This window comes from Citrobacter sp. Cpo109, assembly GCF_030332565.1.
Taxonomy (GTDB): domain Bacteria; phylum Pseudomonadota; class Gammaproteobacteria; order Enterobacterales; family Enterobacteriaceae; genus Citrobacter; species Citrobacter portucalensis.
Map to the genome: position 1 here is coordinate 19,141 of NZ_JAOWHQ010000049.1, position 26,253 is coordinate 45,393.

22 protein-coding genes, 1 tRNA gene and 3 rRNA genes are annotated in these 26,253 nt (G+C 50.7%); 20 read left to right on the plus strand and 6 right to left on the minus strand.

Going from position 1 to position 26,253, the window contains the following annotated elements:
* Nucleotides 1–173 precede the first annotated feature (173 nt).
* A complete protein-coding gene (gene csrD, locus OGY71_RS06255; protein WP_003828829.1) occupies nucleotides 174–2,114 on the minus strand; it encodes an RNase E specificity factor CsrD in 1,941 nt (646 codons plus the stop codon).
* 225 nt (nucleotides 2,115–2,339) lie between these two features.
* Between csrD and acuI the strand changes: the two genes are divergently transcribed.
* The 13 genes from acuI (at nucleotide 2,340) to OGY71_RS06320 (ending at nucleotide 13,656) form a co-directional block, all read left to right on the plus strand.
* Nucleotides 2,340–3,314 carry an acrylyl-CoA reductase (NADPH) gene (acuI, locus tag OGY71_RS06260; RefSeq protein ID WP_003828832.1) on the plus strand — a complete coding sequence of 325 codons (975 nt, stop codon included), beginning with the start codon at nucleotides 2,340–2,342 and terminating at the stop codon, nucleotides 3,312–3,314.
* A gap of 119 nt (nucleotides 3,315–3,433) precedes the next feature.
* Nucleotides 3,434–4,438 (plus strand): protein-methionine-sulfoxide reductase catalytic subunit MsrP, encoded by a 1,005-nt coding sequence (msrP, locus tag OGY71_RS06265; protein ID WP_003828834.1) that lies wholly within the window; start codon nucleotides 3,434–3,436, stop codon nucleotides 4,436–4,438.
* Nucleotides 4,439–5,038, plus strand: coding sequence for a protein-methionine-sulfoxide reductase heme-binding subunit MsrQ (gene msrQ / locus OGY71_RS06270; RefSeq protein WP_003828835.1), 600 nt, complete (start codon nucleotides 4,439–4,441; stop codon nucleotides 5,036–5,038).
* Nucleotides 5,039–5,430: 392 nt separating this feature from the next.
* Nucleotides 5,431–5,901 carry an acetyl-CoA carboxylase biotin carboxyl carrier protein gene (gene accB / locus OGY71_RS06275; protein WP_003025210.1) on the plus strand — a complete coding sequence of 157 codons (471 nt, stop codon included), beginning with the start codon at nucleotides 5,431–5,433 and terminating at the stop codon, nucleotides 5,899–5,901.
* A 10-nt stretch (nucleotides 5,902–5,911) separates the two neighbouring features.
* Entirely contained in the window at nucleotides 5,912–7,261 is a 1,350-nt protein-coding gene (accC, locus tag OGY71_RS06280; protein WP_003828838.1) for an acetyl-CoA carboxylase biotin carboxylase subunit, read from the plus strand.
* Nucleotides 7,262–7,368: 107 nt separating this feature from the next.
* A complete protein-coding gene (locus OGY71_RS06285) occupies nucleotides 7,369–7,611 on the plus strand; it encodes a YhdT family protein (RefSeq protein WP_003828839.1) in 243 nt (80 codons plus the stop codon).
* Nucleotides 7,601–9,052 (plus strand): sodium/pantothenate symporter, encoded by a 1,452-nt coding sequence (gene panF / locus OGY71_RS06290; protein ID WP_286612997.1) that lies wholly within the window; start codon nucleotides 7,601–7,603, stop codon nucleotides 9,050–9,052. The genes OGY71_RS06285 and panF overlap by 11 nt, the downstream gene beginning before the upstream one ends.
* 11 nt (nucleotides 9,053–9,063) lie before the next feature.
* Nucleotides 9,064–9,945 carry a 50S ribosomal protein L11 methyltransferase gene (gene prmA, locus OGY71_RS06295; protein WP_003025221.1) on the plus strand — a complete coding sequence of 294 codons (882 nt, stop codon included), beginning with the start codon at nucleotides 9,064–9,066 and terminating at the stop codon, nucleotides 9,943–9,945.
* 170 nt (nucleotides 9,946–10,115) lie between these two features.
* Nucleotides 10,116–10,850, plus strand: a complete 735-nt coding sequence (locus OGY71_RS06300; RefSeq protein WP_286612998.1) for a carbonic anhydrase — start codon at nucleotides 10,116–10,118, stop codon at nucleotides 10,848–10,850.
* Between the two features lie 298 nt (nucleotides 10,851–11,148).
* On the plus strand, nucleotides 11,149–12,114 hold the full coding sequence (dusB, locus tag OGY71_RS06305; RefSeq protein WP_003025224.1) for a tRNA dihydrouridine synthase DusB: 966 nt from the start codon (nucleotides 11,149–11,151) through the stop codon (nucleotides 12,112–12,114).
* Nucleotides 12,115–12,139: 25 nt separating this feature from the next.
* Nucleotides 12,140–12,436 (plus strand): DNA-binding transcriptional regulator Fis, encoded by a 297-nt coding sequence (gene fis, locus OGY71_RS06310; RefSeq protein WP_000462905.1) that lies wholly within the window; start codon nucleotides 12,140–12,142, stop codon nucleotides 12,434–12,436.
* A gap of 88 nt (nucleotides 12,437–12,524) precedes the next feature.
* Nucleotides 12,525–13,409 carry an adenine-specific DNA-methyltransferase gene (gene yhdJ / locus OGY71_RS06315; protein WP_008785971.1) on the plus strand — a complete coding sequence of 295 codons (885 nt, stop codon included), beginning with the start codon at nucleotides 12,525–12,527 and terminating at the stop codon, nucleotides 13,407–13,409.
* An 82-nt stretch (nucleotides 13,410–13,491) separates the two neighbouring features.
* On the plus strand, nucleotides 13,492–13,656 hold the full coding sequence (locus OGY71_RS06320) for a DUF2556 family protein (protein ID WP_003025279.1): 165 nt from the start codon (nucleotides 13,492–13,494) through the stop codon (nucleotides 13,654–13,656).
* A gap of 46 nt (nucleotides 13,657–13,702) precedes the next feature.
* On the opposite strand, the gene envR is transcribed toward OGY71_RS06320, so the two are convergent.
* Nucleotides 13,703–14,359 (minus strand): acrEF/envCD operon transcriptional regulator, encoded by a 657-nt coding sequence (gene envR / locus OGY71_RS06325; protein ID WP_048225757.1) that lies wholly within the window; start codon nucleotides 14,357–14,359, stop codon nucleotides 13,703–13,705.
* 413 nt (nucleotides 14,360–14,772) lie between these two features.
* On the opposite strand from envR, the gene OGY71_RS06330 reads away from it, so the two are divergent.
* From OGY71_RS06330 to OGY71_RS06360, 7 genes are all read left to right on the plus strand, one after another.
* Complete coding sequence (locus tag OGY71_RS06330; RefSeq protein WP_286613000.1) at nucleotides 14,773–15,933, plus strand: efflux RND transporter periplasmic adaptor subunit; 1,161 nt, start codon at nucleotides 14,773–14,775, stop codon at nucleotides 15,931–15,933.
* An 11-nt stretch (nucleotides 15,934–15,944) separates the two neighbouring features.
* Nucleotides 15,945–19,058 carry an efflux RND transporter permease subunit gene (locus OGY71_RS06335; RefSeq protein ID WP_008785975.1) on the plus strand — a complete coding sequence of 1,038 codons (3,114 nt, stop codon included), beginning with the start codon at nucleotides 15,945–15,947 and terminating at the stop codon, nucleotides 19,056–19,058.
* A 270-nt stretch (nucleotides 19,059–19,328) separates the two neighbouring features.
* Nucleotides 19,329–19,550 (plus strand): lipoprotein, encoded by a 222-nt coding sequence (locus tag OGY71_RS06340; RefSeq protein ID WP_003025292.1) that lies wholly within the window; start codon nucleotides 19,329–19,331, stop codon nucleotides 19,548–19,550.
* Between the two features lie 460 nt (nucleotides 19,551–20,010).
* On the plus strand, nucleotides 20,011–21,036 hold the full coding sequence (locus OGY71_RS06345; RefSeq protein WP_003828858.1) for an amino acid ABC transporter substrate-binding protein: 1,026 nt from the start codon (nucleotides 20,011–20,013) through the stop codon (nucleotides 21,034–21,036).
* Between the two features lie 69 nt (nucleotides 21,037–21,105).
* Nucleotides 21,106–22,287, plus strand: coding sequence for an amino acid ABC transporter permease (locus OGY71_RS06350; protein WP_003828860.1), 1,182 nt, complete (start codon nucleotides 21,106–21,108; stop codon nucleotides 22,285–22,287).
* A 9-nt stretch (nucleotides 22,288–22,296) separates the two neighbouring features.
* A complete protein-coding gene (locus OGY71_RS06355; protein WP_003828862.1) occupies nucleotides 22,297–23,400 on the plus strand; it encodes an amino acid ABC transporter permease in 1,104 nt (367 codons plus the stop codon).
* A 7-nt stretch (nucleotides 23,401–23,407) separates the two neighbouring features.
* Nucleotides 23,408–24,166 carry an amino acid ABC transporter ATP-binding protein gene (locus OGY71_RS06360; protein WP_126317321.1) on the plus strand — a complete coding sequence of 253 codons (759 nt, stop codon included), beginning with the start codon at nucleotides 23,408–23,410 and terminating at the stop codon, nucleotides 24,164–24,166.
* Nucleotides 24,167–24,422: 256 nt separating this feature from the next.
* Here OGY71_RS06360 and rrf (OGY71_RS06365) read toward each other — a convergent pair.
* From rrf (OGY71_RS06365) to OGY71_RS06380, 4 genes are all read right to left on the minus strand, one after another.
* Nucleotides 24,423–24,538: ribosomal RNA gene (gene rrf, locus OGY71_RS06365) — 5S ribosomal RNA — on the minus strand.
* Between the two features lie 38 nt (nucleotides 24,539–24,576).
* A tRNA-Thr gene (locus OGY71_RS06370) sits at nucleotides 24,577–24,652 on the minus strand.
* 14 nt (nucleotides 24,653–24,666) lie between these two features.
* Nucleotides 24,667–24,782 (minus strand): 5S ribosomal RNA (rrf, locus tag OGY71_RS06375).
* Between the two features lie 96 nt (nucleotides 24,783–24,878).
* Nucleotides 24,879–26,253 (minus strand): 23S ribosomal RNA (locus OGY71_RS06380); the annotation flags it as partial.

Here is a 26,253-nt window from a genome sequence, read left to right on the forward strand (position 1 = left end):
ACCGGCCTGAGTCCATCAGGGCTGAATAAATCAGCAGCACTCCTCGCTTTTGTTTGCAACCTGTCAAAGGTCATTCACCTGCATGTTTGCTGTTACAACCTGGCGAGCAGGCAAGCACACCCCCAGAAGGCACAGCGCGCGTTATTCTACGTGAAAACAAATTAAACGGCAGGTTAAACCGAGTATCTTTGCGAATATTTTTTCACGTTAGTGTCAAGTGGTTGTGATGCGGCAAAAAAATCCCCTTGCCCACCTGCAACTCCGCGTTCTGTCAGCGTATGCCACTCACTACGCGAACGTACGCCCGTGGCGTAAACCTGTGTGGGTGTTCCCGAACAGGCCTCCACCAGGCTTTGAACCAGAAGCTGATTTTCCGTTCGCTTATCAATGTTCCTCACCAGACTTGGATGCAGCTTCAATAACTCAACGTTAAGCTCTTTGATCCAACTGGTGCTCACCAGCGTTAACCCCGCCTGCGTAACGGCAATACGCACGCCCAGCGCATTCATCAATCTGATGACGGGCTGTAACCGGCTGATATGTTGACAGACATCTGCCTCAGCAAGTTCAATAATTATGCGTTTGCGTAATGATTTTTCGCACTGCATCAGCGTATCACGCAGCCAGCGCTGAAAACGTGGACGAATAAGCGATTCAACCGTTGTCTGCATCGCCAGATTTTCCTGCGGCCAGTAGCCCAAAAGCAGGATCAGACGGCTTATCTGCAAACGGTCATATTCTTCTGCCAGACCAAATTGCAGGACCATCGGCATATATTCCGCCGAAATGACCTCTTCGTTGCCATCAAAAATACGGCACATCAACTCCCGATGGTGCACCCGGCCTTCACGCGTTACGGCAGGCTTTTGATAAATTCTCGGCCCGCCCCGGCTAAGCATCTGTTCGATAAGCGTTCGCCAGCGTACGTTGCCCCGACCTTTTTCCGGCAGCGAGTCATCATAGACCGACCAGCTATTTCCGCCCTGCAATACCGAATTCCGGGTGGCGGCTTCAGCATGATCCATCACTTGCTCCGGCGACTGACCGCTGCGGCAAACGCAAATGCCAATATGAACCATATCGGCACGATCGATCATTTTATTAGCCGGAAGTGCATCTACCGCTTTTAATAATTGCCCGGCAATGCTTTCCGCCTCTTTCAACGTGCGGTGTGGCAGCAGGATAGCAAAATCGCTACGGTGGTAGCGCGCCAGCAACGCGCCCGGATATCGCGTCATAAAAGTCGACAACAAATTGATCAGCGTCGAGATTTGTTCTTCTGCGAGGGTGATTCCCCAGCTATCGCGCAGCAGCGTAAAATCCGGCAGGCGCACCATCATCACGACGCCATGCGAGCCTACTTTTTCCTGATCTTCCAGCAGCGTGGCCAGTTGGTTATCAAAGAACAAGCGGTTGCTTAGCCCGGTTTTTGTATCCTGCGCGACATAGGAACGAATCAGCGTATCCAGGCGGCTGCGTTGCTCGCGGGCATTTTGAATTTCAGTCAGCAGCATATCGAGCGCACTGCTGGTACGCGCAGGCCATTCATAGACCGTTCCCCGCACGTTCGGTCCACGCTCGCCGTTCAGAATACGCGTGGAACGAATCTCCAGCAGTTCCTGACCTGAAAGCTGGCGCTGAAGCCAGCGCACAGACAAAAAGAGCATCAGAATAATGAAAGCAATGGCTATCGTGAGCGGTGCGGTGGTCAGTAGCGAATGGAAATAGTTACCCATTGGATCCTGATAAACCAGACGCAATGACATACCCGGATGCTTGACCAACGGTACGGTAATCTCGCGGTAGAGATTGTTCGTCCCTGCCGGTCGGTAGCTGCTGGTGCGTGAGTGGTCATACACCACATTTCCGCCCTGCAACAGTTCGATGCGCACGATATCAACAGAAACCATCAGCTCATCGATTTGCGGGGTTAACGTAACGACATCTCTGGAGACCAGATGCGTATCAATCGCCGTCGCGACCGCATGAACGCGCGTGGTGAACTTATATTGAATAGCGTTGTAGAAACTCAGCGAACAGCCGATCAGAGTCACGAAGATCGTTAACCCAGTAAGCAGCGTGACAAAAGCTGAAAATTTCGTCGTTAATCGCATCCTTGTGTTAACTCCGACAGTTATGAAACAGGCCTGAAAGTAATAAATCGACTCTAAAATGCAAAACTGAAGGCAAAATCCGTCAATTTATACAAACTGTGAGGGCATACTACCAAATCAGGTATATCTGGCAATTTATTGCGCAGAATCGGCATCATGTTTTGATTAGCGAGTATAGTCTTCATTATTAATTTTCCAATCCACTATACGAATTGAGGACAGGTTATGCAGGCTTTGATCTTAGAACAGCAGGACGGAAAAACCCTCGCATCCGTTCAACCCCTCGACGAAAATCAGCTACCGGAAGGCGATGTGACGGTGGATGTCCACTGGTCAAGCCTGAACTATAAAGACGCCCTGGCTATCACCGGCAAGGGAAAAATCATTCGTAATTTTCCGATGATTCCTGGTATCGATTTCGCCGGTACCGTGCGCGCAAGCGAAGATCCCCGTTTTCATGCGGGTCAGGAGGTTTTACTGACCGGTTGGGGCGTGGGTGAAAATCATTGGGGTGGACTGGCAGAACGCGCACGCGTGAAAGGCGACTGGCTGGTTGCGCTGCCAAAAGGGCTGGATGGACGTAAAGCCATGGTCATCGGTACCGCTGGCTTTACCGCCATGCTTTGCGTCATGGCGCTTGAAGATGCAGGAATTCGTCCGCAAGACGGTGAGATTGTCGTCACAGGCGCCAGCGGAGGCGTGGGCAGCACGGCCGTTGCGTTACTGCATAAGCTGGGTTATCAGGTTGCGGCGGTTTCGGGCCGTGAAAGCACCCACGACTACCTGAAAAGCCTGGGCGCAAACCGTATTCTTGGTCGCGATGAGTTTGCCGAGTCTCGTCCGCTGGAAAAACAGCTGTGGGCTGGCGCGGTGGATACCGTTGGCGACAAAGTTCTGGCGAAAGTCCTCGCGCAGATGAACTACGGCGGCTGTGTTGCTGCCTGCGGTCTGGCGGGCGGTTTCGCTCTGCCAACCACGGTGATGCCATTCATTCTGCGTAACGTTCGTTTGCAAGGAGTGGACTCGGTGATGACCCCGCCGGCACGCCGTGCAGAAGCCTGGGCGCGTCTGGTTAAGGATCTGCCGGAATCTTTCTATGCTCAGGCGGCAACGGAAATTACGCTGGCGGATGCGCCGAAGTTCGCCGATGCCATCATCAATAACCAGGTGCAAGGCCGTACGCTGGTGAAGGTGAAGTAACAGACCCTGGCGCAGAAATTTACACTTAATTAACGAAATTTCGCGGCACATCTACAGACTCCCTGCCATATTAACTACGCGTCCCCTGTCAGTTATGACGCGTAAGCCGGGAGTCTGTTATGAAGAAATTACGTCCATTTACAGAAGCCGACGTCACTGACGAGTCGGCTTTTTTTATGCAGCGTCGTCAGGTGCTGAAAGCATTAGGGATCAGCGCAGCCGCGTTGTCTTTACCCCACTCTGCGCAGGCTGACCTTCTGAGTTGGTTTAAGGGTAATGACCGCCCGCCCGCGCCCGCGGGAAAGCCGCTTAATTTCAGCAAGCCCGCCGCCTGGCAAAATTCGCTTCCTTTAACCCCAGCGGATAAAGTTTCTGGCTACAACAACTTCTATGAATTCGGTCTCGACAAAGCGGATCCGGCAGCCAACGCGGGTAGCCTGAAAACCGATCCGTGGACATTAAAAATCAGTGGTGAGGTCGCCAAACCACTCACTCTCGATCACGACACCTTGACCACCCGTTTCCCGCTGGAGCAACGGATTTACCGGATGCGCTGTGTGGAAGCCTGGTCAATGGTCGTGCCATGGATTGGCTTTCCGTTACATAAACTGTTGGCGCAGGTGGAACCCACCAGCAATGCGAAGTATGTCGCGTTCGAAACGCTGTACGCACCAGAGGAAATGCCGGGACAAAAAGATCGCTTTATTGGCGGCGGGTTGAAGTATCCCTATGTTGAAGGACTGCGTCTGGATGAAGCGATGCACCCACTCACGTTGCTTACAGTGGGGGTTTATGGAAAAGCCCTTCCGCCACAAAATGGCGCGCCCATTCGCTTAATTGTGCCGTGGAAATATGGATTTAAAGGCATTAAGTCGATCGTGAGTATCAAACTCACGCGCGAACGCCCTCCGACAACCTGGAATCTGGCCGCGCCCAATGAATACGGGTTTTATGCCAACGTGAATCCGCATGTCGATCATCCCCGCTGGTCCCAGGCCACCGAGCGTTTTATTGGCGCTGGCGGTATTCTGGACGTACAGCGTCAGCCCACGCTGATGTTTAACGGCTATGCCGAAGAGGTTGCGTCACTGTATCGCGGACTCAATTTGCAGGAGAATTTTTAAGTGCGTCTGACTGCAAAGCACATTACCGGGCTGAAAGTTTGCCTGCATCTTGCCGGTTTTTTGCCGTTTATCTGGCTATTTTGGGCGGTAAATCACGGCGGCCTGAGCGCCGATCCGGTCAAAGATATCCAGCACTTTACCGGTAGGACAGCTCTGAAATTCTTGCTGGCGACCTTGCTGGTCTCTCCACTCGCGCGCTACGCTAAACAGCCATTATTGATACGCACACGTCGCCTGTTAGGGCTATGGTGTTTTGCCTGGGCAACGCTGCATTTAACCAGCTACGCATTACTGGAACTGGGCATTAATAATCTGGCGTTGTTAGGGCGGGAATTAATTACGCGGCCTTATTTAACCTTGGGCATTGCCAGTTGGGTCATATTATTCGCCCTCACCTTAACGTCCACGCAGGCTGCACAGCGAAAGCTGGGTAAAAAATGGCAGTATTTGCATAACTTCGTCTATCTTGTGGCGATCCTGACACCCATACATTATCTGTGGTCGGTTAAAATTATCTCCCCTCAACCGATTATTTATGCAGCGATCGCTGCGGTGCTGTTAGCGTGCCGTTACAAGAAGTTTCGCCAGTGGTGGCGGTAGTTTCACGATATGTGCAGTGCGTTGCAAAACACTGACGATCCGATTTTCTTTACATGTTAACGGTTGATTATCTTCCCTGATAAGACCAGTATTTAGCTGCCAATTGCTACGAAATAGTTATAATGTGCGACTTTGCTATCCCCGGTAGCGTTTTTAAGGCGCTGAAAGGGTGACAATCGCATATTGAAGGTATATTTTGTCTTTTACCCGAAAATGGCAGAAGATAGCCGCACAATGACTAACAAGTCTGGCAATCTCACTTAATGGCAGCAGCGCCCTGTGCAGCGCCTGAGATGCGTGGCATCTTGTCACTCACTGTTATAAAAATGCTATACAGACGGCGGTAAAACGCCTGTCACAATCTCACTAAACAAAGAGTACGGAACCCACTCATGGATATTCGTAAGATTAAAAAACTGATCGAGCTGGTTGAAGAATCAGGCATCTCCGAACTGGAAATTTCTGAAGGCGAAGAATCTGTACGCATCAGCCGTGCAGCGCCAGCTGCAAGTTTTCCGATGATGCAACAGGCTTATGCTGCACCAGTGATGCAGCAACCAGCTCTGTCTAACGCTGTCGCACAAACTGCCTCTCCAAGTATGGAAGCTCCGGCAGCAGCGGAAATCAGTGGTCACATCGTACGCTCCCCAATGGTTGGTACGTTCTACCGCACCCCGAGCCCGGATGCTAAAGCGTTCATCGAAATCGGACAGAAAGTGAATGCGGGCGATACCCTGTGCATCGTTGAAGCCATGAAAATGATGAACCAGATCGAAGCCGACAAATCCGGCGTAGTTAAAGCGATTCTGGTAGAAAGTGGTCAACCGGTAGAATTTGACGAGCCGCTGGTCGTCATCGAATAACGAGGCGAACATGTTGGATAAAATTGTTATCGCCAACCGCGGCGAGATTGCCCTGCGTATTCTTCGTGCCTGTAAAGAACTGGGCATCAAGACTGTCGCTGTGCATTCAAGTGCGGATCGCGATTTAAAACACGTATTGCTGGCGGATGAGACGGTCTGTATCGGCCCGGCTCCGTCCGTAAAAAGCTATCTGAACATCCCGGCTATCATCAGCGCCGCTGAAATCACCGGCGCGGTGGCAATTCACCCGGGCTATGGCTTCCTCTCTGAGAACGCCAACTTTGCTGAGCAGGTAGAGCGTTCTGGCTTTATCTTCATCGGCCCGAAAGCCGACACCATCCGCCTGATGGGCGACAAAGTGTCTGCAATCACCGCGATGAAGAAAGCGGGCGTACCGACAGTCCCAGGCTCTGACGGCCCGCTGGGCGATGACATGGACGCTAACCGCGCTCATGCTAAACGCATCGGCTACCCGGTTATCATCAAAGCCTCCGGCGGCGGCGGCGGTCGCGGTATGCGCGTCGTGCGCAGCGATGCCGAACTGGCACAATCCATCTCCATGACCAAAGCGGAAGCGAAAGCCGCTTTCAATAACGATATGGTCTACATGGAGAAATACCTGGAAAACCCACGCCACATTGAAATTCAGGTGCTGGCTGACGGTCAGGGTAACGCGATTTATCTGGCAGAACGTGACTGCTCCATGCAGCGTCGTCACCAGAAAGTTGTCGAAGAAGCACCAGCGCCGGGCATTACCCCGGAACTGCGTCGCTACATCGGCGAGCGTTGCGCCAAAGCCTGTGTTGATATCGGCTATCGCGGGGCGGGTACTTTCGAGTTCCTGTTCGAAAACGGCGAGTTCTACTTCATTGAGATGAACACCCGTATTCAGGTTGAACACCCGGTAACCGAAATGATCACCGGCGTTGACCTGATCAAAGAGCAGCTGCGCATCGCAGCGGGCCAACCGCTGTCCATCAAGCAGGACGAAGTTGTGGTTAAAGGCCATGCGGTTGAATGCCGTATCAACGCTGAAGACCCGAACACCTTCCTGCCAAGCCCGGGTAAAATCACGCGTTTCCACGCGCCGGGTGGCTTTGGTGTGCGTTGGGAGTCTCATATTTACGCAGGCTACACCGTACCTCCGTACTATGACTCAATGATCGGTAAGCTGATCTGCTATGGCGAAAACCGCGACGTCGCTATCGCCCGTATGAAAAACGCATTGCAGGAACTGATCATCGACGGTATCAAAACCAACGTTGACCTGCAGATCCGTATCATGAATGACGAGCACTTCCAGCACGGTGGAACCAATATCCACTACCTGGAGAAAAAACTCGGACTTCAGGAAAAGTAAGCGTGCGTTAACCGAAAAGGCCGGAAATTCCGGCCTTTTGTTTTTCTCCCCTCCCGCACGTGCCATAAGGTACAATCCCCGCTTTCTTTATCCACAAGGGACAAAAAATGGACGCTCGTTTTGTTCAGGCCCATAAAGAGGCGCGCTGGGCGCTGTGGCTAACCCTTTTATATCTGGTCACATGGTTAGTGGCCGCTTACTTACCTGATTCAACGCTGGGTTTTACCGGCTTACCGCACTGGTTCGAAATGGCCTGCCTGTTAACGCCGCTGGTTTTTATCGTGCTGTGCTGGGCGATGGTAAAGTTTATCTATCGCGACATTCCGTTGGAGGATGACGATGCAGCTTGAAGTTATTTTACCGCTGGTCGCCTATCTTCTGGTGGTATTCGGTCTCTCTGTTTATGCCATGCGTAAGAGAGTTACCGGTACCTTCCTGAATGAATATTTCCTTGGCAGCCGCTCCATGGGCGGGGTCGTGTTAGCGATGACGCTAACGGCAACCTACATTAGCGCCAGCTCGTTTATTGGAGGTCCTGGTGCCGCTTACAAATACGGACTGGGATGGGTGCTGCTGGCGATGATCCAGTTGCCTGCCGTCTGGCTGTCGCTGGGTATTCTCGGCAAGAAGTTCGCGATTCTGGCACGCCGCTATAATGCTGTTACCCTCAACGATATGCTATTTGCGCGCTACCAGAGCCGCCTGCTGGTATGGCTGGCAAGCCTCAGCCTGTTGGTCGCGTTTATCGGGGCAATGACCGTACAGTTTATTGGCGGCGCACGTTTGCTGGAAACCGCAGCGGGTATCCCCTACGAAACCGGTCTGCTGATTTTTGGCGTCAGCATCGCGTTATACACGGCGTTCGGCGGCTTTCGCGCCAGTGTACTGAACGACACCATGCAGGGCATGGTGATGCTGATTGGTACTATCGTTTTGCTGGTCGGCGTCGTTCATGCTGCCGGTGGCCTTAGCAATGCGGTGGTAACCCTGCAGACTATCGACCCTAAACTGGTCTCGCCGCAGGGCGCTGATGACATTTTGTCACCCACGTTTATGACCTCATTCTGGGTGTTAGTATGCTTTGGCGTGATTGGCCTACCGCATACCGCGGTACGCTGCATCTCTTATAAAGACAGTAAAGCGGTACACCGCGGCATTATCATCGGCACCACCGTAGTGGCGATCCTGATGTTTGGTATGCATCTGGCGGGTGCCCTGGGACGGGCGGTCATCCCTGACCTGACGGTACCGGATCTGGTTATCCCTACGCTGATGGTCAAAGTCCTGCCGCCGGTCGCTGCCGGGATTTTCCTCGCCGCACCTATGGCTGCGATTATGTCGACGATCAATGCCCAATTGCTGCAAAGTTCCGCTACGATCATTAAGGATCTGTACCTGAACCTTCGCCCGGAACAGCTGGAAAACGAAACCCGGCTGAAACGCATGTCGGCAGTGATTACCCTGCTGTTGGGCGCGTTACTGTTGCTGGCCGCCTGGAAACCGCCAGAGATGATTATCTGGCTGAATCTGCTGGCGTTTGGCGGGCTGGAAGCCGTCTTCCTGTGGCCTCTGGTGCTGGGCCTCTATTGGGAGCGGGCAAACGCGTCAGGCGCATTGAGCGCGATGATTGTCGGCGGCGTGCTTTATGCTCTACTCGCCACCTTTAACGTTCAGTTCCTGGGCTTCCACCCAATCGTGCCCTCGTTACTGATAAGCTTGCTGGCTTTCCTGATAGGCAACCGTTTCGGTTCCGCCGTCCCGCAAGCCGCCATATTGACTACTGATAAATAAAGAGTTTTGCCATGCCATGGATCCAACTGAAACTGAACACGACCGGTGCCAACGCTGAAGAGTTGAGCGATGCGCTGATGGAAGCGGGCTCCGTTTCCATTACTTTCCAGGATACGCATGATACGCCGGTGTTTGAACCTCTGCCGGGCGAGACTCGCCTGTGGGGTGATACCGACGTTATCGGCTTGTTCGATGCAGAAACCGACATGAAAGAAGTGGTTGCCATCCTGGAACAGCATCCGCTGCTGGGTGAAGGCTTCGCGCATAAAATCGAACAGCTCGAAGACAAAGACTGGGAACGCGAATGGATGGATAACTTCCACCCGATGCGCTTTGGTGAACGTCTGTGGATTTGCCCAAGCTGGCGCGATGTCCCGGATGAGAATGCTGTCAACGTGATGCTGGACCCGGGTCTGGCATTTGGCACAGGCACGCACCCCACTACCTCTCTGTGCCTGCAATGGCTGGACGGTCTTGATCTTAACGGTAAAACGGTTATCGACTTTGGCTGCGGCTCCGGCATTCTTGCCATTGCGGCACTGAAGCTGGGTGCGGCGAAAGCCATTGGCGTGGATATCGACCCGCAGGCGATTCAGGCCAGCCGTGATAACGCCCAGCGTAATGGTGTTTCTGAGCGTCTGGAGCTTTATCTGCCGAAAGACCAGCCAGAGGCGATGAAAGCCGACGTGGTGGTCGCCAACATCCTTGCTGGCCCATTACGTGAACTGGCTCCGTTAATCAGCGTACTGCCCGTTGAGGGCGGTTTGCTTGGGCTTTCTGGTATTCTTGCCAGCCAGGCGGAAAGCGTCTGTGAAGCCTATGCCGATCTCTTTACGCTCGATCCGGTTATAGAGAAAGAAGAGTGGTGTCGTATTACCGGCCAGAAAAAATAATCCCTTCCGGCGTGGTTATCTGACCACGCCATTTTCAGACAATTGACCAGCATACCGACACTTTCCTCAGCGATATAATAATCAATTGATTTTGTTATTTTTTATATTGAGTTTCGTTGAGTAAACGTATGCGTTTCAACTGTTTTACAACAACTTTGCTGGCAGCATGCATGATGCCACTGACCACGCTGGCCGTACCATGGGGATATACCGAAGAAAACGGCCCCGCACGATGGGGAGAAATCAGCAAAGCGTATGCAACGTGCCAGACAGGCATAAACCAATCCCCCATAGACATCCAGACCACCACAACCAGTAAACTCGGTCTCCCCGCGCTAAACATGCAGTACGTCGATGGCCCAACTAGATTTCGGAGCATTAACCATACGTTGCAAGCAACGATGAGTAGTTACGCATCTAATTCTATTGAAATTGATGAAACGCTTTATTATTTAAAACAATTTGATTTTCACGCCCCGAGTGAACATACCCTCAACGGTAAAACCTATCCGCTGGAGATGCAGTTGCTCCACAAAAATCAATCCGGAGACATTGCTATTGTGGCGGTTATGTTTGACGTGGGTGAACAGAACCAGGCGATTCAAAATTTGTGGGAGTCCTTTCCAACCATGGAGGACAGCAGCATGGACATCTTCTCGCCGGTCGATATCCACCAGCTTTTACCCGACAATAAAACCTACTGGCGCTACCGTGGTTCGTTAACAACACCTCCCTGCACCGAAGGCGTCACCTGGTCTGTCCTGAAAACGCCTGTTGCTCTTTCTGCCGAACAGTTGGTTAAATTTCACTACATTGTTGGGCCAGCAAACAATCGCCCGCTGCAGCCGTTGAATGAACGCAAGATTACGGACAGCTATTCTGGGGATACCGAGATCCTGTACTAAAATGAGGTAGCGATCACACAATGACGAGGTAATTTGCTGATTAATTCAGCAGAATATCTTGTCAGTACCGTCTGCAGCTGAAGAAAAAATGAGAAGTTACGCAAAATTATATGTGTATATAAAATCGACACATTTTTATAATGCGATGATTTATATGATTAAATATTTTCATGCGTTCACATTTACGGCAATTCATTGATCCACCTCAGTGGATTGGTCAAAGTTTGGCCTTTCATCTCGTGCGAAAAATGCGTAATATACGCCGCCTTGCAGTCACAGTATGGTCATTTCTTAACTCATGCGCATCGGACAATACCAGCTCAGAAATCGCCTGATCGCAGCACCTATGGCTGGCATCACTGACAGACCATTCAGGACGCTGTGCTATGAGATGGGAGCCGGATTGACAGTATCCGAGATGATGTCTTCTAACCCGCAGGTTTGGGAAAGTGACAAGTCTCGTTTACGGATGGTGCACGTTGATGAGCCAGGAATTCGCACGGTGCAAATTGCCGGTAGCGACCCTGTTGAGATGGCCGATGCCGCACGTATTAACGTGGAAAGCGGCGCCCAGATTATTGATATCAATATGGGGTGTCCGGCTAAAAAAGTGAATCGCAAGCTCGCAGGTTCAGCCCTCTTGCAGTACCCGGATTTAGTGAAATCGATACTAACCGAGGTCGTCAATGCAGTGGACGTTCCTGTCACACTCAAGATTCGCACCGGCTGGGCTCCGGAACACCGTAACTGCGTAGAGATTGCCCAACTGGCTGAAGACTGTGGCATTCAGGCTCTGACCATTCATGGACGCACCCGCGCCTGTTTGTTCAATGGAGATGCTGAGTACGACAGTATTCGGGCAGTTAAGCAGAAAGTTTCCATTCCGATTATCGCGAATGGCGACATTACTGACCCGCATAAAGCCAGAGCTGTACTCGACTATACGGGGGCGGATGCCCTGATGATAGGACGTGCAGCTCAGGGAAGACCCTGGATCTTTCGGGAAATCCAGCATTATCTGGACACTGGGGAGCTGCTGCCCCCGCTGCCTCTGGCAGAGGTGAAGCGCTTGCTTTGTGCGCACGTTCGGGAACTGCACGACTTTTATGGTCAGGCAAAAGGGTACCGAATTGCGCGTAAACACGTATCCTGGTATCTCCAGGAACACGCTCCGGATGACCAGTTTCGGCGCACATTCAACGCCATTGAAGATTCCAGCGAACAGCTGGCGGCGTTGGAGGCATACTTCGAAAATTTTGCGTAAACAGAAATAAAGAGCTGACAGAACTATGTTCGAACAACGCGTAAATTCTGACGTACTGACCGTTTCTACCGTTAACTCTCAGGACCAGGTAACTCAAAAGCCCCTGCGTGACTCGGTTAAACAGGCACTGAAGAACTATTTTGCTCAATTGAATGGTCAGGATGTTAACGATCTCTATGAGCTGGTACTGGCTGAAGTAGAACAGCCCCTGTTGGACATGGTGATGCAATACACCCGCGGTAACCAGACCCGTGCTGCCCTGATGATGGGCATCAACCGTGGTACGCTGCGTAAAAAACTGAAAAAATACGGCATGAACTGATACTAATCAGTTAAATGTTTGTTTTAAAAGGCGCTACTCGGCATGGGGAAGCGCCTTTTTTATTGACGTCACACGGGAGGCTTTGGCGATGAACGCGAGATGTGAACCTGTCTATTTTGGCGATGAATCTAAAAAGATAATCCTGGGTGACGCGCTAACTGAACTGAAAAAACTGCCGTCTGAAAGTGTCGAACTCATTTTTGCTGACCCTCCTTATAACATCGGGAAAGACTTTGACGGGATGGTGGAATCCTGGGACGAAGAGGCCTTTCTGGCGTGGTTGTTTGAGTGCATTGACGAGTGCCATCGCATCCTCAAACCACACGGCACCATGTACATCATGAACAGTACGGAGAACATGCCGTACATCGACCTCAAATGCCGCCCGCTTTTTACCATCAAGAGTCGTATCGTGTGGTCATACGATAGCTCAGGGGTACAAGCCAAAAATTACTTTGGTTCGATGTATGAACCGATCCTGATGATGGTAAAAGATCAGAAAAACTACACATTTAATCGTGACGATATTCTGGTTGAAGCCAAAACTGGCGCTAAACGCGCGCTAATAGACTACAGAAAAAACCCGCCGCAGCCATACAATCAGAAAAAAGTGCCGGGCAATGTCTGGGAGTTCCCACGCGTACGCTATCTGATGGACGAATACGAAAACCACCCCACCCAGAAACCCAAAGCCCTCCTGGAGCGTATAATTCTGGCGTCCTCGAACCCAGATGACAAGGTACTCGATCCGTTCGCCGGCAGCTTCACCACCGGTGCTACCGCCGTGGAATTGGGTCGCAAGTTTGTCGGGATTGAGATCAATACTGAATACGTAAAAATGGGGCTCAGAAGACTGAGTATCGGTTCTCATTTTTCAGAAATTGAGCTTGCCAAGGTGAAAAAACGTAAGACAAAAAACCTGTCTAAAAAGAGTCGATTGACGGCAAAGAGTGGCGATCTTTCAACAAAGTAAAGGCATTGTAAGTCTGCTTTTCAGCTTAAAAATTTCGTGTATATTCCCTGCACGCTTGGGCATGAATACACAGGGTTTAGGAATGATTCGCAAGTATTGGTGGCTGGTTGTTTTTGCGGTCTTCGTTTTTCTTTTTGATGCGCTGCTCATCCAATGGATAGAGCTGATGACAACAGAGCACGACAAGTGCCGGAATATGAACTCAGTGAATCCCCTTAAGCTGGTCAACTGCGTCGACCTCGAATAGCACCTCAGGTAATGCTTCGACAGCCGTCAGCCTCTGGCGGTAAAAACTATCCGACCTGGTTTTCACTCTGCATTAATTGCATGACGCTACCGTCTGGGCTTAACATTTTTAGTACATTATCAACTAATACTGGAGCTTGCCCATATAGATCATAACTCACTGGATTCATTAACCAGTTTTTTATAATTCCGCTAAAACTACCGTGCAGAATAATGATGATGACATCTAAATCAAGAGTGGTGGCAATCAGATTGTCATCTACACACTTTTGCAGGGAATCACGAATGCTTTGATGACTGATACCTATTTTATCGCGAATAGCCTGCTCAGATATCATATCGTTATGAAATTCACACTTATGATATAAAATCTGCATTAATGCCTGCTGACGAGGGTTCTCTGCAATATATTGTAACCCCACCACAAACTTTTCTCGCAATCGCTGTAAAGGGTTATCCCCCCAACGACCAATTAGCTTGTCCTGAATCAGATCGCGTAAAGGTGGTTGTTGTAACCATAGCTCATTAAACAGTTGAGTTTTATTTTCGAAATGCCAATAGAGCGCGCCACGCGTCACGCTGGCGGCATCCGCAATGTCGTTTAGCGTCGTATTGCTTACGCCACGTGCGGCAAACTGTACAATCGCCGTTTCTATCAGGTGCTGCCGCGTTTTGAGGGCATCAGCTTTCGTTTTTCTGGCCATGGTTCCGACTGTCTGAGGTAGAGTAGAGAATGATTAACTTTCTTATCTAATATTTGCGACACGGAACAAATGTATCACTTAGCATTTATTTAAACGAGTTCTAAAAAATATTATTACGGACTTTGCACACGAATAAACAAAACGAATACCAACAAACAATATATTCACAAACCAAATGTTTATTTCAACTTGTGTTTATGCGAATCATAGTATTGCTATTAACACCACAATGAAACAGCTGTCGATTAATCTTTTTTTGCTTTTACGTGCCGTGTATCGTGCCTATAAATAAGTATTGCTTACATCGCAAGCTAATAATTTGTAGGATAGCCAACTATTATTTTTCTTGTGCGCGTTATCGCCCCCTGCGTTATCCGGTTAATAACGAGCGTTCGGTTTTTTAAGGAATAGAAATGACGAAAAATGCCAGGTTTTCACTCCTGCCCTCATTCATCATCGTCTCCGCAGCATTACTCGCCGGTTGTAACGATCAGGGAGAAACACAAGCTCATCCCGCAGAACCGCAGGTGACTGTCCATGTCGTCGAAAAGGCTCCTTTAGCCGTAACGACCGAATTACCCGGGCGCACAACGGCATTCCGAATTGCAGAAGTTCGTCCCCAGGTCAGCGGGATAGTGCTTAAACGGAATTTCACTGAGGGAAGCGATATTGAAGCCGGACAGTCACTTTATCAGATCGATCCCGCGACTTATCAGGCTGACTATGACAGCGCCAAAGGTGAACTGGCGAAGAGTGAAGCGGCGGCTGCAATCGCGCATTTAACGGTGAAACGCTATGTGCCGTTGGTTGGCACCAAGTACATCAGCCAGCAAGAGTACGATCAGGCAATTGCTGATGCTCGTCAGGCCGATGCCTCCGTGATCGCGGCAAAAGCGGCGGTCGAAAGCGCGCATATCAATCTGGCCTACACCAAAGTGACATCGCCAATTAGCGGACGCATCGGTAAATCTAACGTCACCGAAGGTGCATTAGTCACGAATGGCCAGGCTACAGAGCTTGCTACCGTTCAACAGCTCGATCCCATTTACGTCGACGTGACACAGTCCAGTAACGACTTTATGCGCCTCAAACAGTCCGTTGAACAAGGGAGCCTGCATAAAGACAGCGCCAGCAGTACTGTCGAACTGGTAATGGAAAATGGTCAGTCATACCCGCTAAAAGGCTCTTTGCAGTTTTCCGATGTGACGGTTGATGAAAGCACCGGCTCAATCACCCTCAGAGCCGTGTTCCCTAACCCACAGCACACGCTGTTGCCGGGCATGTTTGTGCGCGCACGCATTGATGAAGGCGTCCAGCCGAATGCCATTCTCGTTCCGCAGCAGGGGGTAACGCGTACGCCTCGCGGCGATGCCACCGTAATGGTCGTTAACGACAAGAGTCAGGTTGAGTCTCGCGCAGTCGTTGCCGCACAAGCTATTGGTGACAAGTGGCTCATTAGCGAAGGCCTGCAACCGGGTGACAAAGTTATCGTGAGCGGCTTACAGAAAGCACGTCCAGGCGTTCAGGTTAAAGCAACCGCCGATACCGAAACCCCTGCCACGAAAGCCCAATAAGGTAACCGGACATGGCTAACTTTTTTATCAGGCGTCCTATCTTTGCCTGGGTATTGGCTATCATTCTGATGATGGCGGGTGCTCTGGCAATCATGCAACTGCCCGTGGCACAGTACCCGACCATTGCGCCTCCTGCGGTCGCTATTTCTGCCACCTACCCTGGTGCGGATGCACAGACGGTTCAGGATACAGTCACACAGGTTATCGAACAGAATATGAATGGTATCGATAACCTGATGTATATGTCCTCCACCAGCGACTCGGCCGGGAGTGTGACTATTACGCTGACTTTCCAGTCCGGTACCGATCCCGATATCGCGCAAGTGCAGGTGCAAAATAAACTGCAGCTCGCCACTCCGCTACTGCCGCAAGAAGTTCAGCAGCAAGGGATCAGCGTCGAGAAATCCAGCAGCAGCTTTTTGATGGTCGCGGGTTTTGTTTCTGACAACCCACAAACCACACAGGATGACATTTCCGATTACGTCGCCTCGAACGTTAAAGACTCAATCAGCCGTCTGAATGGCGTGGGTGACGTGCAGCTGTTTGGTGCACAGTACGCCATGCGCATCTGGCTGGATGCAAACTTATTGAATAAATATCAGCTCACGCCGGTTGATGTGATCAATCAGTTGAAGGTACAGAACGATCAGATTGCCGCAGGTCAGTTAGGGGGGACGCCTGCATTACCTAACCAGCAGCTGAACGCCTCTATCATTGCGCAAACGCGACTGAAAGACCCTGAAGAGTTCGGCAAAGTGACTTTACGCGTGAACAGCGATGGTTCGGTTGTTCACCTGAAAGACGTCGCGCGTATCGAGTTGGGCGGGGAAAACTACAACGTCGTGGCGCGTATTAACGGTAAGCCTGCATCCGGCCTTGGGATCAAGCTGGCAACCGGGGCAAACGCGCTGGATACCGCGAACGCTATTAAAGCCAAGCTGGTTGAACTGCAACCATTCTTCCCGCAGGGAATGAAGGTGGTCTACCCGTACGACACGACGCCATTTGTGACCATCTCCATTCATGAAGTGGTAAAAACGCTGTTTGAAGCGATCGTGCTGGTGTTCCTGGTCATGTATTTGTTCCTGCAAAACATCCGGGCAACGCTCATTCCGACCATCGCCGTACCTGTCGTATTGTTGGGCACATTTGCCGTGCTTGCTGCGTTTGGCTACTCAATAAACACCCTGACGATGTTCGGCATGGTGCTCGCCATCGGTCTATTGGTCGATGATGCGATAGTGGTGGTAGAAAACGTGGAACGCGTGATGATGGAGGATCATCTGCCGCCCAAAGAGGCGACGGAAAAATCCATGTCACAAATACAGGGAGCACTGGTTGGTATTGCTATGGTGCTGTCTGCGGTATTTATCCCGATGGCCTTCTTTGGCGGTTCAACCGGGGCTATCTATCGGCAGTTTTCCATCACCATCGTTTCCGCCATGGCGCTTTCAGTACTGGTCGCGCTGATCCTGACTCCCGCACTTTGTGCAACGCTGCTGAAGCCCGTATCAGCTGAACATCACGAGAAAAGAAGCGGTTTCTTTGGCTGGTTCAATGCCAAATTCGATCACAGCGTCAATCACTACACCAATAGCGTCAGCGGTATTGTGCGTAAAACTGGGCGTTACCTGGTCGTCTACCTGATAATCGTCATCGGGATGGCAGTGCTGTTTATGCGCCTGCCGACATCCTTCCTGCCGGAGGAAGATCAGGGCGTCTTCCTGACGATGATTCAACTTCCTGCAGGCGCCACGCAAGAACGCACCCAGAAGGTGCTGGATCAGGTCACCCACTACTACCTGAACAATGAAAAAGCCAACGTTGAAAGCGTCTTTACGGTTAACGGCTTTAGCTTCAGCGGCCAGGGGCAAAACTCAGGGATGGCGTTCGTCAGCCTCAAGCCCTGGGAAGAACGTAGCGGTAACGAAAATAACGTTGAATCAATTATCGCCCGCGCTACCCGAGCGTTTAGTCAGATTCGTGATGGTCTGGTGTTCCCTTTCAACATGCCAGCCATCGTTGAACTGGGTACCGCAACGGGCTTCGACTTCGAGCTGATTGACCAGGGCGGGTTGGGACATGCTGCGCTAACCCAGGCACGTAACCAACTGCTGGGCATGGTTGCCAAACACCCTGACCTGCTGGTTCGTGTGCGTCCAAACGGGCTCGAGGATACCGCACAGTTCAAGCTGGATGTCGATCAGGAGAAAGCGCAAGCGCTTGGTGTCTCACTGTCTGATATCAACGAAACCATCTCAGCTGCGCTGGGCGGCTATTACGTCAATGACTTCATTGACCGTGGCCGCGTGAAAAAAGTGTACGTACAAGCCGATGCCAAGTTCCGTATGTTACCGGAGGACATCAATAATCTGTATGTTCGTAGCGCCAATGGCGAAATGGTTCCATTCTCCACGTTCAGTTCCGCACACTGGATCTACGGCTCACCGCGCCTGGAGCGCTATAACGGTATGCCTTCTATGGAACTGCTGGGAGAAGCAGCGCCTGGCAGAAGTACCGGTGAAGCAATGGCGCTAATGGAAAGCCTGGCGGAAAAACTGCCAAACGGTATTGGTCATGACTGGACGGGGATGTCCTATCAGGAACGACTGTCGGGTAACCAGGCACCTGCGCTGTATGCCATCTCGCTAATCGTTGTCTTCCTTTGCCTTGCCGCATTGTATGAAAGCTGGTCTATTCCTTTCTCGGTGATGCTGGTTGTACCGCTCGGTGTTGTGGGCGCATTGTTAGCAGCATCACTGCGTGGGATGAATAATGATGTGTATTTCCAGGTTGGCTTACTAACCACAATCGGCCTCTCGGCTAAGAACGCCATCCTGATCGTCGAGTTTGCCAAAGACCTGATGGATAAAGAAGGCAAGGGATTGATTGAAGCGACGCTGGAGGCATCGCGCATGCGTCTTCGTCCTATCCTGATGACATCACTGGCCTTTATTCTGGGGGTTATGCCTCTGGTTATCAGTCACGGTGCAGGTAGTGGTGCGCAGAATGCGGTCGGTACAGGTGTTATGGGAGGAATGCTGACCGCAACATTGTTGGCTATCTTCTTCGTCCCCGTCTTCTTTGTTGTCGTAAGACGGCGTTTTAGTCGGCACAACGATTAATTTGTAAAATAAAGGCGTCTACGGACGCCTTTTTCACCTACGATGCTCCTCTTTATTTATTAGTAAGATAGCCATTTATTTCATTTAAACTATCCCTCTAAATTCGCCTGCGACCTTTCTTTTTATCCATTATTTTTACAATCCACATGAATTGAGATTATTCCTCATGTCAGTCCTTTTTTAAGAAGTGGTAAAATAATCACCGAGTTCGCAGATGGCTTAGCTTTTATCTTTGCTTAATTAGCGAAACGCTTATTTTGAGGTAACACCATGAAAAGATTAATATCCGTTGCATTGCTTACCGCATTCCTGGCTGGCTGTGCACACGATTCTCCTTGTGTACCTGTATACGACGATCAGGGGCGCCTGGTTCATACCAATACCTGTATGAAAGGCACCACCCAGGATAACTGGGAAACAGCCGGAGCCATCGCCGGTGGTGCTGCAGCCGTTGCCGGACTGACGCTTGGGATTGTCGCCCTGACCAAATAAATCATCTTAAAAGCGCGGTTAATACCGCGCTTTTAGCAATAAGCATAAAATCTACATATAAGACAAAACGTTGCTTAATAGAACCTGACATGTAATAAAATTATTATAGATTTCACTCACACATCCGTGATTTGAAATTAGCATTTTTTCTGTTTTTCGTAACACCACATTTTCTTTTCATTATTCTTACGCCATTAATATTAACGCCAGAAATCGTTATCACGCGTCCTGTCTGATTTTTAAATTTTTTGCGCCGAAATGTGGCTTACGTTTCAATTTTGCACCACTTCAGGGCGCTGCATTTATTTTTTCCTGTCTACACTCTGCATATTGCGTCGAATAATCAGGCGCAAAAAACTGGCACTACCTTTGCTTAAAAGAGTATGGCCAAAGCCACAGACAGGTAAAAGACGTTTTCAGAACGTTTCCATAACAATAATTCCTCCACACAGGATGCTCTATGAAAAAGATGATAATCGCCAGCCTGGCTGCGGCCGGTGTGCTGCTTGCTGTTGCAAATCAGGCACATGCCGGCGCAACACTTGATGCCGTAAAGAAAAAAGGGTTTGTGCAATGTGGGATCAGCGACGGCTTGCCTGGCTTTTCTTACGCCGATGCAAGCGGCAAGTTCTCGGGTATTGATGTTGATGTATGTCGTGGCGTTGCCTCCGCCGTATTTGGCGATGATAGCAAAGTAAAATATACCCCGCTCACCGCCAAGGAACGCTTTACCGCATTACAGTCTGGTGAAGTCGACTTGCTCTCTCGTAATACCACGTGGACCTCTTCTCGTGATGCCGGTATGGGCATGTCCTTCACTGGTGTAACGTATTACGACGGCATTGGTTTTCTTACCCACAATAAAGCAGGCCTGAAGAGCGCTAAAGAGCTGGATGGTGCAACGGTCTGTATTCAGGCGGGAACCGATACAGAACTAAACGTGGCCGACTACTTTAAAGCCAACAAGATGAAGTACACCCCCGTCACCTTTGACCGTTCGGATGAATCAGCCAAAGCTCTGGAATCTGGACGTTGCGATACGCTGGCTTCCGACCAGTCTCAGCTGTATGCCCTACGCATCAAGCTGAGCAATCCTGCGGAATGGATCGTCCTGCCAGAAGTTATTTCTAAAGAACCTCTGGGACCTGTCGTACGTCGTGGGGACGATGAGTGGTTCTCCATTGTTCGCTGGACGCTGTTCGCCATGCTAAATGCGGAAGAAATGGGTGTTAACTCGAAAAACGTCGATGAAAAAGCGGCTAATCCAGCAACACCGGATATGGCACACCTGTTGGGTAAAGAAGGGGATTATGGCAAGGATCTGAAGCTTGATAACAAATGGGCCTACAACATTATCAAGCAAGTTGGTAACTATTCGGAGATCTTTGAACGTAACGTTGGATCGGAAAGTCCGCTGAAGATCAAACGTGGACAGAACAACCTCTGGAATAACGGTGGCATTCAATATGCGCCACCGGTGCGCTAATGCGTAGTGATGTAACGGGCGCCGCAACTGCGGCGCTCAGCCCAGAGTCATAGTTACTGAGGTTTTCTTATGTTCCATCGCCGCTCAACCGTAAAAGGATCATTATCCTTTTCTAACCCTGCGGTCCGCGCCTGGTTATTTCAAATACTCGCCGTCATTGCGGTTATCAGCATTGCGGTCTATCTCATTCATAACACGATAAATAACCTGAACAATAGCGGTATTACCTCGGGGTTTTCTTTTCTCGATCGCAGCGCCGGATTTGGCATTGTCCAACATCTGATCGATTACGAGCAAGGCGATACGTATGGTCGTGTCTTTGTGGTCGGCCTGCTCAATACGCTGTTAGTTTCAGCACTGTGCATTGTTTTCGCATCAATTCTCGGTTTCTTTCTCGGGCTGGCACGCCTGTCAGATAACTGGTTATTGCGAAAGCTCTCGACGATCTACATCGAAACGTTCCGCAATATACCGCCGCTGCTGCAGATCTTCTTCTGGTATTTCGCCGTATTACGTAACCTGCCCGGCCCACGTCAGGCCGTTAACGCGCTGGATTTGATGTTCCTGAGTAACCGGGGGCTCTATATTCCGTCCCCGCAAATGGGAGAAGGTTTTTTTGCCTTTTGCACCGCTGTTGTTATCGCTATCGTCGTCACCATCGGATTATTTCGCTTCAACAGAATGCATCAGACCAAAACCGGTCAGCTACGTCGGACCTGGCCCACAGCTCTTGCGTTGATCGTACTTTTACCGGTGATTTCACAGTGGATGTTTGGCGCTGCGCTTCACTGGGATATTCCCGCGCTCCGTGGTTTTAACTTCAGTGGCGGTATGGTGCTTATTCCTGAACTGGCGGCACTAACTCTGGCGCTTTCGGTATATACCTCGGCATTTATTGCAGAAATTATTAGGGCAGGCATTCAGGCCGTTCCTTACGGCCAACATGAAGCCGCACGCTCGCTGGGTCTACCAAATCCGGTGACGCTACGCCAGGTAATCATCCCACAGGCGCTACGCGTCATCATTCCCCCACTGACCAGCCAGTACCTGAATATCGTCAAGAACTCTTCTCTTGCAGCCGCCATTGGCTACCCGGACATGGTTTCACTGTTTGCCGGCACGGTACTCAATCAAACAGGGCAAGCCATTGAAACGATCGCCATCACCATGTCGGTATACCTGATCATCAGTCTGAGTATTTCTTTGCTGATGAATATTTATAACCGCCGTATTGCACTGATTGAGCGCTAAGGAGCCATGATGACAAAAGCACTGCTGTCTCACCCCTCGCGCCAGCGCAGCAATCCGGCAAGCCGCAGTCTACTCTGGGTGCGTAAAAACCTGTTCTCCAGTTGGTCAAATAGCCTGCTCACCCTGCTATGCGTATGGCTGATTTGGTCATTTCTTCCACCACTGTTGAACTGGGTATTTTTTCAGGCCAACTGGGTCGGCTCTACCCGGGCAGACTGCACCAAAGCGGGAGCCTGCTGGGTGTTCATTCATGAACGCTTCGGGCAATTCATGTATGGGCTTTATCCCCACGATCAGCGTTGGCGCGTAAATCTGGCCCTGATGATTGGTCTGGTTTCTATTGTTCCGATGTTCTGGAAAACCATTCCTCACCGTGGCCGCTATATCGCCATCTGGGCAGTCATTTATCCGATTGTTGTCTGGTGGCTGATGTACGGTGGTTTTTTCGGGCTTGAACGCGTAGAAACGCGGCAGTGGGGCGGATTAACACTGACGCTTATTATTGCATCCGTGGGGATTGCAGGCGCGCTTCCATGGGGCATTTTACTGGCGTTGGGACGTCGTTCCCATATGCCAGTCGTGCGGGTTTTATCCGTCATTTTCATTGAGTTCTGGCGCGGTGTACCGCTGATTACCGTTCTGTTTATGTCCTCGGTCATGCTTCCTCTGTTTATGTCCGAAGGAACCAGTATCGACAAGCTTATCCGGGCGCTGGTCGGCGTTATTCTTTTCCAGTCGGCCTATGTCGCAGAAGTGGTTCGCGGAGGGTTACAGGCCCTACCAAAAGGTCAGTATGAAGCCGCGGAATCACTGGCGCTAGGTTACTGGAGAACTCAGGGGCTGGTCATTCTTCCGCAAGCCCTCAAGCTGGTTATCCCTGGCCTGGTTAACACGATTATCGCTCTGTTCAAGGATACCAGCCTGGTCATCATCATCGGTCTGTTTGATCTCTTCAGTAGCGTACAGCAGGCAACTGTGGACCCTGCGTGGCTGGGTATGTCGACGGAAGGATATGTTTTTGCCGCACTGATCTACTGGATCTTCTGTTTCAGCATGTCGCGTTACAGCCAGCATCTGGAAAAACGTTTTAACACCGGGCGTACACCGCACTGAGGAATTTATGAGCCAATTATTAATGCCGTCTACCGACTCGATGATTACACTGGAAAACGTCAACAAATGGTACGGACAGTTTCATGTCCTGAAAAACATCAACCTAAAGGTAAAACAGGGAGAGCGCATCGTATTATGCGGGCCTTCCGGTTCGGGTAAATCGACAACTATCCGCTGTATTAACCATCTTGAAGAACATCAGCAAGGACGCATTGTGGTGGATGGGATTGAACTCAATGAAGACATCCGCAATATTGAGCGCGTCCGACAAGAAGTCGGCATGGTCTTTCAGCACTTTAATCTCTTTCCTCATTTAACTGTCTTGCAAAACTGCACACTGGCGCCTATCTGGGTGCAAAAGATGCCGAAAAAAGAGGCTGAAGTACTGGCAATGCACTACCTTGAGCGGGTCCGCATTGCCGAACATGCGCATAAATATCCCGGGCAAATCTCTGGTGGACAACAACAGCGCGTGGCCATTGCACGCTCGCTGTGTATGAAACCCAAAATCATGTTATTTGATGAACCCACATCAGCGTTGGATCCTGAAATGGTAAAAGAAGTGCTGGATACCATGATAGGTCTGGCGCAATCGGGTATGACCATGCTATGTGTAACCCATGAAATGGGCTTTGCCCGCACAGTAGCTGACCGGGTGATCTTTATGGATCTTGGCGAGATTGTGGAACAGGCACCACCGGATGAGTTTTTTGCTCACCCCAAATCGGAACGCACTCGCGCGTTTTTATCGCAGGTTATTCATTAAATATATATGCCGGATACAGTTCCGGCTGATTTTCGCGTATAAATGCAAAAAGGCCATCCGAAAGGATGGCCTTTTCACTTATTTGATGTCTGGCAGTTTATGGCGGGCGTTCTGCCCGCCACCCTCCGGGCCGTTGCTGCGCAACGTTCAGATCCGCTCCCGGCGGATTTGTCCTCCTCAGGAGAGCGCTCGCCGACAAACAACAGATAAAACAAAAGGCCCAGTCTTTCGACTGAGCCTTTCGCTTTTATTTGATGTCTGGCAGTTCCCTACTCTCGCATGGGGAGACCCCACACTACCATCGGCGCTACGGCGTTTCACTTCTGAGTTCGGCATGGGGTCAGGTGGGACCACCGCGCTACAGCCGCCAGACAAATTCTTTTCTAAGTACCGAACTTTAACCGAAAAACTGGTGCTGATACCCAGAGTCGAACTGGGGACCTCACCCTTACCAAGGGTGCGCTCTACCAACTGAGCCATATCAGCACACTAAATTTGATGCCTGGCAGTTCCCTACTCTCGCATGGGGAGACCCCACACTACCATCGGCGCTACGGCGTTTCACTTCTGAGTTCGGCATGGGGTCAGGTGGGACCACCGCGCTACAGCCGCCAGGCAAATTCTGTTTATCAACACGCTTTTGCATGTCAATCTAATCTGTAATCAGGCTGAATATTGTCTCTGTCTTTCGCCAAAACATCTTCGGCGTTGTAAGGTTAAGCCTCACGGTTCATTAGTATCGGTTAGCTCAATGTATCGCTACACTTACACACCCGACCTATCAACGTCATCGTCTTTAACGTTCCTTCAGGACTCTCAAGGAGTCAGGGAGAACTCATCTCGGGGCAAGTTTCGTGCTTAGATGCTTTCAGCACTTATCTCTTCCGCATTTAGCTACCGGGCAATGCCATTGGCATGACAACCCGAACACCAGTGATGCGTCCACTCCGGTCCTCTCGTACTAGGAGCAGCCCCCCTCAATTCTCCAGCGCCCACGGCAGATAGGGACCGAACTGTCTCACGACGTTCTAAACCCAGCTCGCGTACCACTTTAAATGGCGAACAGCCATACCCTTGGGACCTACTTCAGCCCCAGGATGTGATGAGCCGACATCGAGGTGCCAAACACCGCCGTCGATATGAACTCTTGGGCGGTATCAGCCTGTTATCCCCGGAGTACCTTTTATCCGTTGAGCGATGGCCCTTCCATTCAGAACCACCGGATCACTAAGACCTGCTTTCGCACCTGCTCGAGCCGTCACTCTCGCAGTCAAGCTAGCTTATGCCTTTGCACTAACCTCCTGATGTCCGACCAGGATTAGCTAACCTTCGTGCTCCTCCGTTACTCTTTAGGAGGAGACCGCCCCAGTCAAACTACCCACCAGACACTGTCCGCAACCCGGATCACGGGTCTACGTTAGAACACCAGCCATTAAAGGGTGGTATTTCAAGGATGGCTCCATGCAGACTGGCGTCCACACTTCAAAGCCTCCCACCTATCCTACACATCAAGGACCAGTGTTCAGTGTCAAGCTATAGTAAAGGTTCACGGGGTCTTTCCGTCTTGCCGCGGGTACACTGCATCTTCACAGCGAGTTCAATTTCACTGAGTCTCGGGTGGAGACAGCCTGGCCATCATTACGCCATTCGTGCAGGTCGGAACTTACCCGACAAGGAATTTCGCTACCTTAGGACCGTTATAGTTACGGCCGCCGTTTACCGGGGCTTCGATCAAGAGCTTCTCCTTACGGATAACCCCATCAATTAACCTTCCGGCACCGGGCAGGCGTCACACCGTATACGTCCACTTTCGTGTTTGCACAGTGCTGTGTTTTTAATAAACAGTTGCAGCCAGCTGGTATCTTCGACTGATTTCAGCTCCATGGGTAAACCACTTCACCTACATATCAGCGTGCCTTCTCCCGAAGTTACGGCACCATTTTGCCTAGTTCCTTCACCCGAGTTCTCTCAAGCGCCTTGGTATTCTCTACCTGACCACCTGTGTCGGTTTGGGGTACGATTTCGTGTTACCTGATGCTTAGAGGCTTTTCCTGGAAGCAGGGCATTTGTTACTTCAGCACCGTAGT

Excerpts from the sequence above, each read along its gene's own strand:
- yhdJ (WP_008785971.1), top strand. The coding sequence starts at position 12,525 with ATGAACGCGAGATGTGAACCTGTCTATTTTGGCGATGAATCTAAAAAG.
- csrD (WP_003828829.1), bottom strand. The coding sequence starts at position 2,114 with ATGCGATTAACGACGAAATTTTCAGCTTTTGTCACGCTGCTTACTGGG.
- panF (WP_286612997.1), top strand. The coding sequence starts at position 7,601 with ATGCAGCTTGAAGTTATTTTACCGCTGGTCGCCTATCTTCTGGTGGTA.
- OGY71_RS06330 (WP_286613000.1), top strand. The coding sequence starts at position 14,773 with ATGACGAAAAATGCCAGGTTTTCACTCCTGCCCTCATTCATCATCGTC.
- OGY71_RS06300 (WP_286612998.1), top strand. The coding sequence starts at position 10,116 with ATGATGCCACTGACCACGCTGGCCGTACCATGGGGATATACCGAAGAA.
- OGY71_RS06320 (WP_003025279.1), top strand. The coding sequence starts at position 13,492 with ATGATTCGCAAGTATTGGTGGCTGGTTGTTTTTGCGGTCTTCGTTTTT.
- OGY71_RS06350 (WP_003828860.1), top strand. The coding sequence starts at position 21,106 with ATGTTCCATCGCCGCTCAACCGTAAAAGGATCATTATCCTTTTCTAAC.
- OGY71_RS06335 (WP_008785975.1), top strand. The coding sequence starts at position 15,945 with ATGGCTAACTTTTTTATCAGGCGTCCTATCTTTGCCTGGGTATTGGCT.
- OGY71_RS06340 (WP_003025292.1), top strand. The coding sequence starts at position 19,329 with ATGAAAAGATTAATATCCGTTGCATTGCTTACCGCATTCCTGGCTGGC.
- OGY71_RS06345 (WP_003828858.1), top strand. The coding sequence starts at position 20,011 with ATGAAAAAGATGATAATCGCCAGCCTGGCTGCGGCCGGTGTGCTGCTT.
- dusB (WP_003025224.1), top strand. The coding sequence starts at position 11,149 with ATGCGCATCGGACAATACCAGCTCAGAAATCGCCTGATCGCAGCACCT.
- accC (WP_003828838.1), top strand. The coding sequence starts at position 5,912 with ATGTTGGATAAAATTGTTATCGCCAACCGCGGCGAGATTGCCCTGCGT.
- msrP (WP_003828834.1), top strand. The coding sequence starts at position 3,434 with ATGAAGAAATTACGTCCATTTACAGAAGCCGACGTCACTGACGAGTCG.
- accB (WP_003025210.1), top strand. The coding sequence starts at position 5,431 with ATGGATATTCGTAAGATTAAAAAACTGATCGAGCTGGTTGAAGAATCA.
- acuI (WP_003828832.1), top strand. The coding sequence starts at position 2,340 with ATGCAGGCTTTGATCTTAGAACAGCAGGACGGAAAAACCCTCGCATCC.
- OGY71_RS06355 (WP_003828862.1), top strand. The coding sequence starts at position 22,297 with ATGACAAAAGCACTGCTGTCTCACCCCTCGCGCCAGCGCAGCAATCCG.
- prmA (WP_003025221.1), top strand. The coding sequence starts at position 9,064 with ATGCCATGGATCCAACTGAAACTGAACACGACCGGTGCCAACGCTGAA.
- envR (WP_048225757.1), bottom strand. The coding sequence starts at position 14,359 with ATGGCCAGAAAAACGAAAGCTGATGCCCTCAAAACGCGGCAGCACCTG.
- OGY71_RS06285 (WP_003828839.1), top strand. The coding sequence starts at position 7,369 with ATGGACGCTCGTTTTGTTCAGGCCCATAAAGAGGCGCGCTGGGCGCTG.
- OGY71_RS06360 (WP_126317321.1), top strand. The coding sequence starts at position 23,408 with ATGAGCCAATTATTAATGCCGTCTACCGACTCGATGATTACACTGGAA.
- fis (WP_000462905.1), top strand. The coding sequence starts at position 12,140 with ATGTTCGAACAACGCGTAAATTCTGACGTACTGACCGTTTCTACCGTT.